This is a genomic window from Tenacibaculum sp. nBUS_03 (genome assembly GCF_051201695.1).
Classification (GTDB): domain Bacteria; phylum Bacteroidota; class Bacteroidia; order Flavobacteriales; family Flavobacteriaceae; genus Polaribacter.
On record NZ_CP179214.1, the window covers coordinates 1,877,773 to 1,894,319 of the forward strand.

13 protein-coding genes and 1 pseudogene are annotated in these 16,547 nt (G+C 28.4%); 9 read left to right on the forward strand and 5 right to left on the reverse strand.

The features are described from left to right. Nucleotides 1-558, reverse strand: a pseudogene (locus ACMFBB_RS08840) (transposase); the annotation flags it as partial. 487 nt (nt 559-1,045) lie between these two features. On the opposite strand from ACMFBB_RS08840, the gene ACMFBB_RS08845 reads away from it, so the two are divergent. From ACMFBB_RS08845 to ACMFBB_RS08870, 6 genes are all read left to right on the forward strand, one after another. Then, nucleotides 1,046-1,858 (forward strand): AraC family transcriptional regulator, encoded by an 813-nt coding sequence (locus ACMFBB_RS08845; RefSeq protein WP_435264041.1) that lies wholly within the window; start codon nt 1,046-1,048, stop codon nt 1,856-1,858. Nucleotides 1,859-1,995: 137 nt separating this feature from the next. Continuing rightward, entirely contained in the window at nt 1,996-2,376 is a 381-nt protein-coding gene (locus ACMFBB_RS08850; protein WP_435264286.1) for a VOC family protein, read from the forward strand. Between the two features lie 341 nt (nt 2,377-2,717). Next, the gene (locus tag ACMFBB_RS08855) at nt 2,718-2,888 is read left to right on the forward strand and encodes a hypothetical protein (protein WP_435264042.1); all 171 of its coding nucleotides are present in this window, start codon (nt 2,718-2,720) and stop codon (nt 2,886-2,888) included. Then, a complete protein-coding gene (locus ACMFBB_RS08860; protein ID WP_435264043.1) occupies nt 2,885-3,304 on the forward strand; it encodes a hypothetical protein in 420 nt (139 codons plus the stop codon). The genes ACMFBB_RS08855 and ACMFBB_RS08860 overlap by 4 nt, the downstream gene beginning before the upstream one ends. Nucleotides 3,305-3,363: 59 nt before the next feature. Further along, a complete protein-coding gene (locus ACMFBB_RS08865; RefSeq protein ID WP_435264044.1) occupies nt 3,364-5,808 on the forward strand; it encodes a T9SS type A sorting domain-containing protein in 2,445 nt (814 codons plus the stop codon). Between the two features lie 742 nt (nt 5,809-6,550). Further along, nucleotides 6,551-7,528, forward strand: a complete 978-nt coding sequence (locus ACMFBB_RS08870; protein WP_435264045.1) for a D-cysteine desulfhydrase family protein — start codon at nt 6,551-6,553, stop codon at nt 7,526-7,528. Nucleotides 7,529-7,884: 356 nt separating this feature from the next. On the opposite strand, the gene ACMFBB_RS08875 is transcribed toward ACMFBB_RS08870, so the two are convergent. After that, nucleotides 7,885-8,628, reverse strand: a complete 744-nt coding sequence (locus tag ACMFBB_RS08875) for a LytR/AlgR family response regulator transcription factor (RefSeq protein WP_435264046.1) — start codon at nt 8,626-8,628, stop codon at nt 7,885-7,887. 146 nt (nt 8,629-8,774) lie between these two features. Between ACMFBB_RS08875 and ACMFBB_RS08880 the strand changes: the two genes are divergently transcribed. The 3 genes from ACMFBB_RS08880 to ACMFBB_RS08890 all read left to right on the forward strand — a co-directional run bounded on the left by ACMFBB_RS08880 (nt 8,775) and on the right by ACMFBB_RS08890 (nt 12,756). After that, a complete protein-coding gene (locus ACMFBB_RS08880; protein ID WP_435264047.1) occupies nt 8,775-10,577 on the forward strand; it encodes a histidine kinase in 1,803 nt (600 codons plus the stop codon). Nucleotides 10,578-11,549: 972 nt separating this feature from the next. Next, nucleotides 11,550-11,762 (forward strand): hypothetical protein, encoded by a 213-nt coding sequence (locus tag ACMFBB_RS08885; protein WP_435264048.1) that lies wholly within the window; start codon nt 11,550-11,552, stop codon nt 11,760-11,762. A gap of 136 nt (nt 11,763-11,898) precedes the next feature. Continuing rightward, complete coding sequence (locus tag ACMFBB_RS08890; protein ID WP_435264049.1) at nt 11,899-12,756, forward strand: hypothetical protein; 858 nt, start codon at nt 11,899-11,901, stop codon at nt 12,754-12,756. 169 nt (nt 12,757-12,925) lie between these two features. Here ACMFBB_RS08890 and ACMFBB_RS08895 read toward each other — a convergent pair whose 3' ends face one another. The 3 genes from ACMFBB_RS08895 to ACMFBB_RS08905 form a co-directional block, all read right to left on the reverse strand. Then, a complete protein-coding gene (locus ACMFBB_RS08895) occupies nt 12,926-13,804 on the reverse strand; it encodes an N-acetylglucosamine kinase (RefSeq protein WP_435264050.1) in 879 nt (292 codons plus the stop codon). Nucleotides 13,805-13,809: 5 nt separating this feature from the next. Then, nucleotides 13,810-14,406 (reverse strand): LacI family DNA-binding transcriptional regulator, encoded by a 597-nt coding sequence (locus tag ACMFBB_RS08900; protein ID WP_435264051.1) that lies wholly within the window; start codon nt 14,404-14,406, stop codon nt 13,810-13,812. A gap of 106 nt (nt 14,407-14,512) precedes the next feature. Continuing rightward, a complete protein-coding gene (locus tag ACMFBB_RS08905; RefSeq protein ID WP_435264052.1) occupies nt 14,513-16,543 on the reverse strand; it encodes a beta-N-acetylhexosaminidase in 2,031 nt (676 codons plus the stop codon). Nucleotides 16,544-16,547 lie beyond the last annotated feature (4 nt).

A 16,547-nucleotide genomic window follows, 5' to 3' on the forward strand; every position in this document is an offset into this window, starting at 1 on the left:
TTAATTTAAAGCCAAAGTACTTTTATAGTCTCTATTTAAGAGAACACCGTTTTTAACAATTGAAAATGCTTGTTTTAATAGTTTCTTAAACGCTCCTATTAAAGCAAGTTTTTTGCTCTTACCTTTGGCTACAATTCTATCATAAAGTGCTTTACAAGTATTAAAACTGCACATAAAAAGTAAATTTCTCAGTTTTGAATTTCCCATTTTACTAATTCTTGATTTTCCTTTAACGCTAGTTCCACTTTGTCTTATTATTGGAGTCAGTCCAGCATAACGACATAACTCTTTTACACATTAAAAACGCCGAAATCCATCGGTAAAAACCAGTAATATTAAAGCTGTTTTATTTCCTATTCCAGGAATACTTGTAAGTAAAGTTAACGATTCTTGGTATTCTTTTTTAACATTTTAGAGCAATGCTTTTTCTAAAACCTCGATCTCCTTTTCTAGATTTTTTAAACTCCTTTTAATAGATCTAACAACCCCTTTTGACGGAGTCCCTAATACTTTTTCTCCATCTATTTTATTTTTTAATTGTGTATCCTGTTTACTATAATTTGATTAATAAAATTTATAAACAAACAGGGGAAAAAACTGAGTATTGAAGAAAAAATTGCATTGAATAATAGAATAACGAGCGAAAAACTAAAATTTATATTTAATAAGGTTTTGAGTAATCCGAACTCGGTTTCTGAGTTAAATAGAGCCAATTGTATTGGATATTATTCTTTATTTAGCTCAATTAGAAATTATATAATTTGAAAGCAAAAGTTGACTGATGATTACAAATTTATTCATTTAGTAGAAGAATTGAATATGTTGCATCTGAAAAAATGCCTCAAAACACGGTACGAAATAATAAGGGTTAAGAACTAGAACAACAAACAGTAATTTTGACAAAGTCCGTCAAATTTAAAATCTAACGGTTATAAAAGATAACGATAAAATTGTAAATTTGGCTAATTGCTAAATCTGATGACAAGTGAGTTTTGACGCCTTACCATTCTCATAATAAACGTTATACTTAACGCTAAAAAACACAGTGAATGAACTGAAAACCATAAGAGAATACTACAAACCGATTCAACCAACAGTTTCGGTTAACAATAACGAAATAAGTTATCAAGAAATCCAACCTCCCAAAAATATTGAAAACTTTATTTACTGCTTTTGGCAACTAAAAACAAAACAAACTTTAAAAAGTAATTATAATTACCGAGTGGTTTCGGATGGTTGCATCGATATATTTTTTAACCATAAACAACCGACTGAAAACTTTGTAATGGGATTTTGCCGAAAGTTCGTTCAGTTTCCAGTCGGCAAAGATTTTGACTATATCGGCTTTCGATTTTTGCCATCTACATTTACACATTTATTTGGGATTGATGCCAAAACTTTAAGTAATCAATCCCAAGAACTGAGCAAAATTTTGCCCAAATTTTCCGAGTGGATTAATACCGAAATCAAAACAACAGATTCATTTAAAAAAATTACAAAAATCATAATTGAAAAAATAATTGAATTTTCAAAAAAACAAAATATTAACTATGATCACCGTTTTTTAAATTCATTAAACCTGATTTTCAAAAGGAATGGATTTTTAGACACCGAAAAAGACCTTAATACAGGATTAAGCCCAAGACAACTTCGCAGAATTTTCAACTTTTATATCGGCACAACTGCAAAATCGTTTAGTAATGTTGTTCGTTTTCAATATATTTTAAATGCAAAACCTTCAAAACAAAGTCTAAAAGAAAACAAATTATACTTTGATGTCGGTTTTTTTGACCAAGCCCATTTCATTAAAAACTTCAAAACATTTTACGGTGTAACACCATCTGAAGCTTTCCGTTAAGTTTGTCCGATTTTTACAACGCCTCGTTTTTTTATCAACCTAAATTTGAGGCAATAAAATCATTAACAATGAGAACATTATTATTAACCGCGTTTGTACTTACAGTAGCTTTGACAAATGCACAAACAGCAAAAAAAATGAAACTTAACGTAGGGATAATTACTGAAAAATTACAGGAAACAAAGAAGTTTTACACAGAAATTTTGAACTTTGGAGTAAGCTTTGAAAACGAATTTTATCTATTACTTCATACACCTAACCAATCAGAAGAAATCAGTTTTTTACAACCGAACCACCCAAGCCAGAAACCCATTTTTCAATCGGAATTTAACGGAAAGGGAGTTTATTTAACGATTGAAGTTGGGAACGTAGATGAAATATACAAGCAACTAAAAGAAAAGAGAGTCCAAATGGAAATCGAAATCCGAGATGAGCCTTGGGGTGACAGACATTTTGCAATCAAAGACCCAAACGGAATTGGAATCGATATTGTTACTTATACAAAACCCAAAGAATAATGAAGTCCAAAAAAATTAAATTTGTAACTTATTATTAAAAAATTACAGAATAGCATCCTGTCTCGTTCTTACTCCAACAAAAATGTTATTGCCTAAAAATATACCCCAACTTAAAAGCTCTATGGTTGATTTCATAAATATCTAATATGGCTTTAGCTTTTAACTGTGGTTTGTATTGCACCAAAAAGGTAACAATGCATATAAAAAATTACTACATTATTACTGATTTCAAATATTTTACTAAATTTGATATTCAAAAAGCTATGAAAACTTCCGAACCAAAATTCGCAACTTTTCATATCCTAATATGTTGATATTTATTTATTGTAACGCATACGAAAATGAAGAAATTGAATAAAACCGAAATTGTTACTAACCTATTGTGGTCAGCATTCGGAATAATTGGCGGAATTGATTATTACTCAAAAGGAGAATATTGGATTTGTGGAATAATGTTACTAATCGGAATTTTATATTCCTATAAATTGATTCAGTCAATACCACAAACATGAAAAAAATACACTTTGACAATCTTGGGAAGAAAAGTTATTGGGTACTATTAATCCTTCTATCATTGATTTTCATATTAGTTGGTTTTTTTGAACTATTTCAGTTTGATAACCCCAAAAATTACAACTATATAAGTGCAACTGGTTTTTTATTACAATCTCTATATTTTAGCAAATTATTTTGGCACAAGAATACTGTACAGTGGAATGATAAGGGAATTGTTATTCGAATTAAATCATTTTTAGGAAAATCGTTGAGATTTGATGAAATAAAAGAAACTGAACTGTCTAGAAAAGAAATGACTTTCACAAAAACTGATGGTCAAAAAATAATAATTGACTTAAATGAATTCCGAGATTCTGATAATCAGAAACTTTATCAGATAATATTTGAAAACACTAACACCAACAACACCTAAATTGCATTAAAAAATAGCTTAGCCAAACCATTGGCAAGTATATAAACAGAAAATTGAACATGAAAACACAATTGTTTTTTTTAACACTGCTTTTATGTATAAACATAAATGCACAAATAGATTTTCAAGAACATATTGTTATTGACGAATCAATAAGTGCTAATAACCCAAAATCTATTGTATCAATAGATATAGACGGAGATGGTGATAAGGATATTGTATCAGCATCCTATGATGATTACACAGTAGGATGGTATGAGAACTTAGACGGTAATGGTAATTTTGGGGTTAGAAAAAAAATATTTATTTCTAATTCCCGTAAAAGAATATCATCAATACATGTTGCAGATATTAATAATGATGGTTATGTAGATGTGCTTTTTTCCTCAAATAATGCAAATATTATTGCTTGGTATAAAAATAAAGATGGCTTAGGAAATTTTGAATTTGGAGGACAAATAGCTTCTGGAATAAATTTAAAAGGTGTTAATTCTATTTTTTCTCAAGATATTGATGGTGATGGTGATTTAGACGTGCTTTCGTCATCTTTTATTGCTGATAAAGTTGCTTGGTTTGAAAACCTTGATGGTTTGGGGAATTTTGGGTCTCAAAATATAATTTCTACTTTAAGTAGACCGAGATCTGTATTATCAGAGGATATGGATGGAGATGGAAGTATGGATGTAGTAATAATCTCTAATTATATAACTGAATGGTGTAAAAATTTAAACGGTCTAGGAGATTTTGGGCCTCAAAATATAATTTCCACAAAAAATGTAAGCGAAATATATATTGAAGACTTTGATAATGATAATGATATGGATATTGTTTCAGCTTCTAGTGTAGATAATAAAATAGTATGGTTTGAAAATACTAATGGTTTAGGAAATTTTGGAACTGAAAAAATTATTTCAACTACAGCTAAAAATGTACAGTCTATCTTTTCAATAGACATTGATAATGATGGAGACAATGATATTATTTCTGCGTTTAGAGATGATAATAAAATAGTATGGTTTGAAAATACTGATGGCATGGGTAGTTTTGGCACAGAAGAAGTTGTATCAACTAATGCAATTGGAGCAAAACTGATTTTCGCTAGTGACATAGATGATGATGGAGACAATGATATTATTTCTGCCTCTATTTATGATGATAAGATTGTTTGGTATAAGAATATAAATGGCTTAGGAGAGTTTGAAGAACAAAATAGAATAACACAAAGTGTCTTTAAACCTGAATCGGTTTTTGTAGCAGATTTGGATGGTGATGGAGATAATGATATTATTTCTGCTTCTTGGGCAGATGATAAAATTGCTTGGTATGAAAATATAAATGGTTTAGGAGAGTTTGGAAATCAAAAAATAATATCTACAAAAGCAGATTATGTTTTATCTGTTTTTTCAACAGATATAGATGGTGATGGAGATATGGATATTCTCTCTGCTTCATATAAAGATAATAAAATAGCATGGTATGAAAATATTGACGGTAAAGGAAATTTTGGAGATCAACAAATTATTAGTTCAACAGAAGAAAGTGCTAATTATGTTTATGCAGTGGATTTAGATCAAGATGGAGATATGGATGTAATAACATCTTCATATAATGGTATAGCATGGTTCATGAACCAAGATGGTTTTGGGCAATTTAGTTCTAGACAAAAAATATCTTCTAATAATTTTCAAAGGTATGCCCCCTATGCTGCCGATTTTGATGGTGATGGTGACTTAGATATAGCTTCTACTTCCAGGTATTCTGGAGGAAATAATGAATTAGCATGGTATGAAAACACTGATGGTCAACAAACATTTACCCATCGTGTGATTACAACTGATATAGATGCCGCAAACTCTACTTTTGCAACAGATATTGATCAAGATGGAGATATGGATATATTAGCCGCAGCATATAATAAAATTGCTTTATATAAAAACAATACTGGTTTAGGTGATTTTTCTTCAGAAAAATTATTAACAGTAGATTATTTAAATGGTGCTAATTCAATAAATTATAAAGACATAGATTTAGACGGTTTCAATGATTTAATCTATGGTATATCTGAGGATGATGCAATAGTTTGGAAAAAAAATATTAACGGTCTTGGAGTTTTTGGAAATACACAAGTTATAGGAACAAATTCAATTGATGTGAAATCTGTTTTTGTTGCAGATATAGATGGTGATGGAGATATGGATGTGGTAGCTTCTTCTATTGGGGATAATAAAGTTTCTTGGTATGAAAATTCTACTAATACTCTGGGCACAATTAGCAATGACTTTATTAGTTTTTCGATATATCCTAATCCTACTGAAAATGTACTAAACATTGTTTCTAAAACGAAGGTTCTTGGCCTCGAAATATATAATAATCTAGGTCAACTAGTTTTTGCTATTGCAAATAAGAATGTAGTTAATATTTCAAAATTAAAGAGTGGTATTTATTTTATAAAAATTAAAGACGCCATTCAAAACGTTGAAATAAAAAAAGTAGTTAAAAGATAATAGTTTTCAGGCACTTAAAAAAACCAGAAACTTTCTATCTATGATATAGTAATGAAAATAAAATCCTTTAATTTAAATATTTTATATTTATTTCTTAAAAGGAGCAATTCCTAAAACAATTCAAAATAGAATATTAAATTTAGATAAACTATCAAATAAAGATTTGAATAGAAAAATATCTTAGACAAATGAAAACGACCCAGATTTTTATCTTTATATCAATCAAAAAGTTACAACCAGGGATTTTTCATCAAGACTACATTCAAACAAATTACAACAAATATTTTTTCGTAACAACTTAAACAAAATAGAAGTTGTTGTCTTTGAGCCTTTGATTAATGAAAATCTAAAATTAACTAAGAATACAAAGCAAGAAATATTTCAGAAATTGGCAAAAAACTATCCGAAAAAGCCAGCAGATAATAAAATGTATAGTCTATTGCTATTCCATACTTAACTTAGATTAAGTAAATATTTATAAAGTTACTATTTAATTGAAAAAATTATACATTTAAAACGCAACAAACAATAAATATAACGTTATCAATAAACCAGCTCCGCCTTTAAATAAGTCCATATAATTTTACAGATTTTCTTTATTTATATATACTAACAAAGAAGAAAGCAAGTATTGGATTAATAATAAATTTAAAAGGCAGAAAACACATATGATTGAAAGCGCAAAACACTACATCACCTAAATTGACTTAAAACCACGACAATAATTAATAAAACAAGAATAATGATTAACAATAAATTAAATTTAGGTTTTTTTCCAACCCCTTTAAATGAACTAAAAAAACTATCTAAAAAATATTCTGATTATAATATTTTTATTAAAAGAGATGATAATACTGGACTAGCATCTGGTGGAAATAAAACTAGAAAACTGGAATATTTAATTAAACAAGCTATTGATGAAAATTGTGATACAATTATTACAGCGGGAGCACAACAATCAAATCATTGTAGACAAACTGCTGCTGCATGCTCAATAGCTGGACTTAAATGTCATTTACTTTTAGGAGGAGAAAAACCTGAAATATATGATGGAAACTTATTACTTTCATCAGTGTTGGGAGCAGATATACATTTTACAGGTGAGAATAGAAAAGGAGAAGATAAAGAAATATTAAAAAATAAGCTTGAGAATGAAGGGAATAAATGTTTCGTTATTCCATATGGAGGTTCAAATTTAACGGGTGCTATGGGATTCGTTAATGCTGTTAAGGAATTAAAAGAACAATTGATTGAACAAAAATTAAAAATCGATTATATATTTTTTGCATCAAGTTCAGGTGGAATGCAAGCAGGATTAATTCTTGGAAAAGAAATCTATCAATTAAATTCAGAATTAATTCCAATCAGTATAGATAAAGATGAAACAAATGGTTTTTCTCTTGAAGAAGTTGTTATAGACATAGTAAAAGAGGGATTTCAAAAACTGGATATCAACAAAGAAATACAACTTGATGATATTTATTTGAATAGAGATTACGACAAAGATGGTTATGGCGTAGTCACTAACAATGAAGTTAATGCAATTAATGAATTAGCAAAAAATGAAGGTGTATTACTAGATCCGGTTTATACAGGAAGAGCATTCTATGGAATGCTAGATTTCTTAAAAGAAAAAAAGATCCCTACCAATTCTAATGTTCTTTTTTGGCACACTGGCGGTCTACCCGCTATTTTCAAATATGCAAAAGAATTAAAATAACTAACGTGAACAATGGTAATCGCTGAACAACTCATAATTTTAGTTATAAAAAACAGTGTTGCAAATAAATCTTAATACAACCTTATAAATAAAGCTAACTGTTTTTAATAATTTTTGAGTTTACAATAGCTATAATGATTCTAATTAATTTACGCTTGGAGATTTATCCCCCAAAAAAACGGTTTATTATATCCACATAACAACATCCATAAGATTATTTTATGGTTGTTGTTATTAGCATAATTTTGGGCAAAATCCTCTTATCACGACTATTTTCTCTATCATTATTAGGAAATCTAAGTTTATTAGTAGCTACTACTTAAATAAACTATAGGTGCCACTTTAAGACTAACTTACTAAGTATAGTAACTCAACAACTCAGAAAGAACATTTCTGTTTCTTATTGAAATATTTACATTTTCATTATTACTAAGTGTAAGCGTCTCTTTTTTATAGATACTAGTAATGTGTGAAATATTAACTAATATAGATCGATTAGCTTTAAAAAAATTGTTATTGCTAAATAGATTTTCGTAATATTTTAATGGCTTTGAGGTTAAATGTTTTTTATTATTAAATATAATTTCACAATAACTTCCTTTTGCCTTACAAAGTATAATGTCTTTAATTGCAACAAAAATATTTTCATCTCCTAAATTAATTATAATTTTAGGATTTTCTTTATCTAAAAAAGCATTTAACTTTACTTTTTTTTTATTGAATTTTGGTATTTCTTTATTTTTTTTAAACTTCTTTATAACTCGATTTAGTTGTTCTGGATTTACAGGTTTTAATAAATAATTAAAGGCACAGTATTCAAAGGCTTTTTGATAATAAGTATCGTATCCTGTTGTGAAGATAATTTCAAAATCTGAATATGAAGTTTTTTCTAATATTTCAAAAGACAATCCATCTTTTAAAACGATATCTAAAAAAAGAAGGTTTGGTTTATACTTTTCAATACTTTTTATTGCACTAACAATATTAGTGCTTATAGCTTGAACACGTATTTCAGGAAATAATTTTTCTAGAATCTTTTTTAAATAATTGCTAGATTCTTTTTTATCTTCAACGATGATAACTTTAATGATATTATCCAATTAACTTTAATTTTTAACGTAAATATACTCCTATTACAATGATAAAAAAATATCTACAAATTAAGATGTTGATATGTATCCTTTCTTTTTTGTTTACAAACGACAGTTTTTCTCAAAAAAAATATTCTCAAAAAGAGATAGATACAATGACGATAAAGAAGCCCTTTAAATATTCAAAATTTAACTTTCATGAGAATGCTTTAAAATCTGATACTACCCTAATAGGTTGGACTTACTTTTACACTAGAAAAGCCTACTTTCATCAAATAAATCGACGACATGATTCTACTTTATATTATGCAAACAAAGCGATAGAAGCCTATTCTAAATTAAAAAAACCACCTAAAGGGGAAATAAACAATGTTATTACTTCTTTCTATATAAAAGGAGTAATGCTCAATAAGAAAAAGAAATATAGAGCATCTACCAAAAGCTTCATTAATTCTTTAGAGACTATTGACAAATTCAATCCGAGGCATAACTACAAAGGCTATGCAGCTTACTTCATCGCCGTCAATCAAAATTTATTAGGAGATTCTAAATTAGTACTTAAGTATGCTAACATAGCATTAAAAGATCCTGTATTTAAAAAATTATCTATGGATTATGGTGGTGTATATCAGTTTTTAGCTTTTGCTAAAGAGGATTTAAAAGAACTTGATTCAGCTATTTATTATCATCATAAATCACGAATTTTTTCTATATCGAAAAAGAATATTAGAAATACCATTAGCAGTCATAACAACTTAGGAAATGTTTTTAAGGCTAAAGGAGAGATAGACTCGGTCAGGCATCATTTTAATAAGGCTAATGAATTATTACAAAATAATGTTTTAGATTCTTCTAAAGGAGGACTTTTGAGTCAACATAAGTTTGTTAAAGCAAATTTAGCATACTTAAAAATAATTGATGGCGATTTAAATAAAGCAGAAGAAGACCTCAACAATATTCTACTAACTTTCAGTAATGCAAAAATAGACTCTTACACAAAAGAAATAAAAAACACTTGCTATGATTATTTAATTGAATGCTACTACAAGAAAAAAGAGTTTAAGAAAATCATAGAGGTCTCTGAAAGAAAAAATAAACTTTTAATAGCGTATCAAAATGAATTTATAGAAGGTGGGCTTCAAGAATTAGAAACTGTTTACGAGGTAAAGAAAAAAGAAAAAAAAATAAATGTACTTTCTAAAAAAAATAAAGAACAAGCAACTATTTTATACCAACAAAAAATAATTTCAGGAATCTTAGGAGCTCTACTTATTTTACTATGCATAGCTGTATATTTATTTTTGAGACAACGTAAATTGAAATCAAACTATGAGAAAGTAATTTTGCAACAAAAATTATTACGACTTCAAATGAGTCCACATTTCCTATTCAATGCTTTAAGTTCATTATGTGGCTTGGTAAACGAAAAATCAAAGAATACCATACCATATATCACAAAATTGTCGCAGTTATTACGTTTAATCTTAAAAAACTCCAGACAAGACTTCATTAGTATTGAAGAAGAAAAGCAGATACTTCAAGACTATTTAGATTTAGAATCTAATTTTAATGAAAACTTTAACTTTAAATTAAGCATAAATGAATGTATAGACGAGAAGAGTATTTGTATTCCTCCCATGTTAGTTCAACCATTTGTTGAAAATGCAATACAGCATGGAATAAATAACTTGTCTGATAAAGGAGAAATTAACATAACATTTACAAAGTTAAAAAAAGAAAAAATGCTTAATTGCAGAATAAAAGATAATGGGATAGGATATTATAATTCGAAAACTTTAAATAAAAACAAAGAAGTATCCTTTTCTGGAATTATCATTAAAGAACGCTTAGAAGCTTTTAAAAAAGAGTTTAAAGTTGACTGTAGGTTTGAAATTTCATCAAACAATAATCATGGAACAGAAATTAACTTATTTGTGCCTTTTATTTTAGACCTATAAAAGATTTCTTTTCTACAATACGCCTAAAAATTAATTCTTTTATATGAGAAAACTATAAATATGAGTGTTTTTATAAGACAAGACACATTCTTTATTCTAAAAACTCTTCTCCTATTTATATAATCAACACAATTTACACAAAAAAGCATTGGAAAGTTATACAACTAACCAATGCTTAACCTTTAGATACTAGTACATGCTGATGCTGATGGGTGTAAGCAACAGTATTCATCCATACCGATTAAACCTTCACAAAGCTCAAGAGAACTACTTCCAATTCCTCCTCCTGTACGTAATCGGACCGTCTACTCCACCTGCAATCATTTTTTGTTCGTTTTTGTTTAGTGTTTTAACACCTTCAAAGTTTAAAATACTTTTTTTCATTTTTATTCAAGTTTTGAAAATTATTATAACCTTGATTTCTTTAAAGACATTCAAAGTTTTACGTCTATTTTTTTACAAAAAATTTCTAATTTTTGCTAAATTCTATATCGTTATTTATTATGTAATTGATTATTAATGCTAACTTTCCTATCCTATCCCATTAATAAATACAATCTTATTAATAGATGAATTACTTAAGGGGTTTATGGAGCTACATCGTTTATCAAATGATTCTTTTCACATTGTATACCACAAACATATCCCTGTAATAGAGATAAATACACTCTTATTTTATAAGCGTAGATTATAACTTTATAAACGTTGTCTATTTTGAGATGAATAGTGTTTTTATGTATATATGAATATAAAATGTACTTAGTTTTTACTTTTTAACACCCCACAATTAGATTATTCTTTTCTAAATTGAAATAAAATATTTTAGCATTTAGTGATGGTAATCTATGGAAATGGAGTTTATAAATACACTAGAATTCGCTTTCTAATTAGACTTTTTTAACACGCCCATTATTAAGTATATTTTCAATAACAGTAATAGAAAACATACTAATTTCTGACAAAAATGATGAATTGACGAACATAAATTTAAAATGGGTAGCAGTATCTACGGGATGTATACTATCAAATACCAATGATTACAACAATGGTAGAATTATTTTCTTTCCTGTTATCATTTCATTATCTGAAAGTACTAAACGAAAAGAAAATTGGAATTCATACAATTATACCATTACTAAGAGAATTATACTGATGTTGAAAAAAATCAGTAAAATAAACGCATGAGTCAAAAGTTAACATTATGAATTACAACATATAAAGAGCATAGTAATATCAACCCATTTTCAAACTATATTCTTATTTTACAATAGATTAATCAAACTAATCTAGAAAACATGGGTCTAAAAAAAAAATAGAAATCATGACGAAAATTAAATTTTTGATAACAGCTTTGGTATTAATATTTCTATCATGCAGCAAAGACAGTGATGTAATAGAAACTCCACCATCAGAGGAAAAGCAAGGATACAACATGCTACTTATAGGAAATAGTTTTTTTAAACCGTATGCAGAACATCTTGAAAACTTAGCAATAGATACTGGATTTAAAAATCATAATGCCACAGTCATAAAACGTGGCGGTGATAATGGACGACCAATTAATTTCTGGAATGATTCAACTAGTAATGAACACCAACAAATCAAATCAATCCTTGACCAGGGAGGTATTGATTTTTTTGGAATGACCTCTGGGCATGACTCTGAAAATCCTACCGAAGGACATCGCGCTTGGATAGAATACGCCCTACGTAACAACCCCGAAATAACTATATTTATCGCTATACCTACTGTAGACTATCCATCTGACTGGGATCAGCGAGTACAAATCAATGGATTTAACTCAATAGAAGAACTTTACGAGTATTTTATAAATGATGTAATTCACAAAACAATTATAGATCCATTACGCGCTGAATTTCCTTCAACTAAAATTTTCAGTATACCAACAGGATGGGCAACTATTAACCTAAATCAATTGAGGCAGGATAACCTATTATTAGATGATATTCAATTTATGGGACCAAAGGCTAACTCAATTTTTACAGATGAAAAAGGGCATCAAGGACAAGTTTGTATTGAAACTGGAACCTTATTATGGTTAAATAGTATTTATGGTGTAGACCTAGAAACCAACAACTATGAAACAGGTTTCAATACAGACTTACATGAAATTGCAAAAAAAATAATGGATAATCATAACTCAGATTATAAGCTGTAACAACAAAATAGTTTATTAAAATAATTTAACGTATTGAAATATAAAAATAAGGAACACTGTGTATGAGATTATAATAGACTTATAGGAAGCGAAAATTTAGATACTCAATGTTTCAAATAACTTTATAAAACCTGAAGTTTCATGGGGCTTAAATATGTATTAATCATTTTTAAACCACCTCTTTTAAAAATAGTCTGTCTTGCTTAATAGATTCTATAAACGCCTTTAATGGTCTTCTGATGAAGTTTTCAGGAGACTTCATTTTCCTTTTTCTGAGTTCTTCATTAATAATATCTCTTGCATGATATCCTACAGAGCCAATAAAAAAAAGGGGGACTTCATTTAATTCGTTCTTGTAATTTACTAATTGCTTATCTATAAAATCGCCTATGCAAGAACTTATCATCTCTTTTGCAAAGGGATGTTCAATATTCTCAAATAAAAAACGCGCAAATTGTGCTAAATACTTGTTAGGCATCTTTGATCCATAAAGTTTTGACAACACCATATCATCATCAAGCTTAAACTCTTTTTCTAAAGAAAACTTCAAATCTTCTGGTAAACTTTTATAGTAATAACTTTTTAATAATTCTTTCCCTAAATGATTACCGCTTCCTTCATCCATTAGAATATAGCCCATTGCTTTTACTTTTTGTTCAATGGCCTTTCCATTAAAAAAACAACAGTTAGAGCCCGTACCCAATATACAAACCACTGAAGGCTTACTTGAAGCTGCAAAAACAGCTAACATTAGATCTTCCTTAATCGCAATCTTTGATACATTAGAGAATTTGTTCTCGAAAATATTCTTTATTTTCTCACTTCCTTTGGTATTATTACACCCAGCACCGAAAAAATAAATGGTAGTAATTAGCTCTTTATACGCTAATAATTCACTGCAATTTTCAAGAATATTACCTATATCTTTTTTCTTTAAAACAGAAGGATTCACTCCTTTAGTTCTAATTCTTTTTATTATGTTATAATCTAGGCTCTCTAACAAAATCCAATCACATTTTGTTGACCCACTATCTGCAATTAATATCATTTTGTCTAAGAAACTTCTAACTGAAAATTATAATCTTTAATTTTATTAATCATATTACTTACTAAGTCTTTACCCAATTTAAGTCCGTTATTAGATTGTTTTAATTGCGTGTTTGTATACACAATATTATCAACCATTTTATTAATAACTATGATTGGCAAATGCCTTTCAGAAAGCTTAATAAGATATTTGTTATCCTCAGCATGCCGTTCAGGAAATAATGAAGGGGATATAATTAAGCCATCAATAATATTTTCAGATAATAATTTTGTGTACGTAATCTCTTTTTCGGGGCTATTGCATGTTTGATACACCATAATTCGATGTTTCCTCTCACATGTTTCTTCAGTAATCCCGACTAATAAGTTAGAAAAGAAATCGTTTTTTAAATCAGGTAATATAACTCCAATAATAAAATTTGTTTTTCTTTTTAAGTTTTTAGCAAAAAAATTAGGTCTATAATTTAACGATTTTGCTATTTTAGAAATCCTCTCTTTAGTTATACTACTAATTTCATGGCTATCATTTAATGCCTTTGAAACTGTTGACACAGATACTCCCGATTTTAATGCTATTTCTTTTAATGTTACGTTATAATTCATATAATTAAGCTATTAATTTGGGGTTATATATATTTTATAGATACCCTATCTATAAAAACATTGAAAATATTTTTAGTTATAATTTTACGTTATACAGCTTTATCTTTTATTCATTTAAAAACTTTTTTATTACAGGTAAAATAACCAATTCAGTATCTACTAGTGGAAGTTTTAAAACTTTGACACACATATTTACTTCATTTTTTACCTTATTTGTAATTTTTTTACCATTGAGAACCTCAATACATATAAGCGATAACTCATTAAGTTTCTCGTAATGATTTTTTATTAAACTCGTGTTAGGGTTTGGAGGTAATTTTATAAAATCACTATACCCTTCTACCCATTTATTAAAATAACTTTTCAACTTTTTCTTTTTACTTTCGCTAGGTGTTTTTATAAAAGAATTCATTGTTTTTTTAAAATTGTATGCATCAATTGCATCGGAAAAACAAGCATCGGCGAAAAGTGTAAATGGCGAAAATGATTTATATTCGGTTCCTCCTTTATTTCTTGTATAGATTTTTAGAGGTTCATAAATCCCTGTTAATACTTTTAAAGAACTTATAGCATTACACTTCGCTATATTTCTTAAAATTACATCCCTGTTTTTGTAGTGACTAATTCCTAACTCTTCCAATTGAAGGGTAACTTTAACTAGTCTTTTTCTCATATTTTCAAGATTCTTCACCTCTTTTACAGACCAAAATCTCTCTGCAATTGCTGCCGTTCTTGGCCATATTCGAGAATCTATAGTCAATGGAGTAACTAATTCGCTCCACATGGTTACTTCACCTCCTAATACTCTTTTTTCTTCTTCCTTTGTAAACTTCTCGTTTCCTAAAGGATCAAATAAATAATGATGTTCAACTGATTGCATTCTATCAATATAATAATCATTAGAAAGTACAGCTTGGTACCCATTTTTTACAGCCTCACTTAATGTTCCGTTTTTAAACCCCTCGTTTACACCTCTCCACGAATGGATAATTGCAGTTTTAGGCATGTCTTTTGTCATTATTTCATCCCACCCCATTAATCTCTTGTTGTATTTTTTTAATATATCTTGTAATTTGATATTAAAAAATGTTTGTAAATCATGATTACTATTTAAACCTTCTTTCTTCTTAAATTTTTGTATCTCATAATTTTCATCCCAATGCTTCCCTTCATTCTCATCACCTCCTATATGAAAGTAATGATCAGGAAACAATGGAGTTAACTCAGCAAACAATTTATCTAAAAAAACATATACTTCTGGATTAATGGGATTTAATGTGGGATGAAAAACTCCAGAAAATCTTTCAATTTTATAATCATATCCTTTTTTACTTCCTAATTCAGGATATGCAGTTAATATAGCTGTAGCGTGGCCTGGAACATCAATCTCAGGAACAACTCTAATACCTAGTTTATTTGCATAAGAAACTATTTCTTTAATATTATCATGGGTGTAATACTGCTTATCTGACCCTAACTGATGTAACTTAGGAAACACTTTAGACTCCACTCTAAAACCCTGATCATCTGAAAGGTGCCAATGAAAAACATTCATTTTCATAGACGCCATAGCGTCTAAGTTTCTTTTTAAAACACTTAATGGTTGATAATGTCTTGCAACGTCAATCATTAGTCCCCTCCAAACAAAACGCGGAGAATCTTTAATAGTAACTCCTTCTATATAAAAAGAGTTTTCATTGTAGGTTATTAATTGTAAAACTGTTTCCAGCCCTCTTAAGGCTCCGATATCAGTTTTAGCAAAAACTTCAACCTGATTTTCTGTTACCTTAACCTCATAGGATTCATCAACATTCAACTGAACCTCAGCAACCTTATTAAAGGTTATTTTAATTGTTGCATTATTTTTATTCAAAAAAGGAAACCCTTCATTTATAAATACACCTGTTCTATTAGTGAGTCTTCTTATAAATTTTGTAGTTGCATCGTATACTCTACCTTCTTTACTATTAACTGAAACAGTGACCTCTTCATTGATGTATACCTTATTAGTATTTTCTTGTATCTCTTTTGGCCAAGGCATTAAATTATACCTATCAGATAATTTGTTTTGACCATTAACAATTGTAACACTAAATAATAAAATTGTTATTAGGTTATTTATTATTTTTTTTATCATATAA

Coding starts and splice junctions, on each gene's coding strand:
- ACMFBB_RS08850 (WP_435264286.1), top strand. CDS start 1,996: ATGAAACTTAACGTAGGGATAATTACTGAAAAATTACAGGAAACAAAG.
- ACMFBB_RS08855 (WP_435264042.1), top strand. CDS start 2,718: ATGAAGAAATTGAATAAAACCGAAATTGTTACTAACCTATTGTGGTCA.
- ACMFBB_RS08860 (WP_435264043.1), top strand. CDS start 2,885: ATGAAAAAAATACACTTTGACAATCTTGGGAAGAAAAGTTATTGGGTA.
- ACMFBB_RS08865 (WP_435264044.1), top strand. CDS start 3,364: ATGAAAACACAATTGTTTTTTTTAACACTGCTTTTATGTATAAACATA.
- ACMFBB_RS08870 (WP_435264045.1), top strand. CDS start 6,551: ATGATTAACAATAAATTAAATTTAGGTTTTTTTCCAACCCCTTTAAAT.
- ACMFBB_RS08880 (WP_435264047.1), top strand. CDS start 8,775: ATGACGATAAAGAAGCCCTTTAAATATTCAAAATTTAACTTTCATGAG.
- ACMFBB_RS08890 (WP_435264049.1), top strand. CDS start 11,899: ATGACGAAAATTAAATTTTTGATAACAGCTTTGGTATTAATATTTCTA.
- ACMFBB_RS08895 (WP_435264050.1), bottom strand. CDS start 13,804: ATGATATTAATTGCAGATAGTGGGTCAACAAAATGTGATTGGATTTTG.
- ACMFBB_RS08900 (WP_435264051.1), bottom strand. CDS start 14,406: ATGAATTATAACGTAACATTAAAAGAAATAGCATTAAAATCGGGAGTA.
- ACMFBB_RS08905 (WP_435264052.1), bottom strand. CDS start 16,543: ATGATAAAAAAAATAATAAATAACCTAATAACAATTTTATTATTTAGT.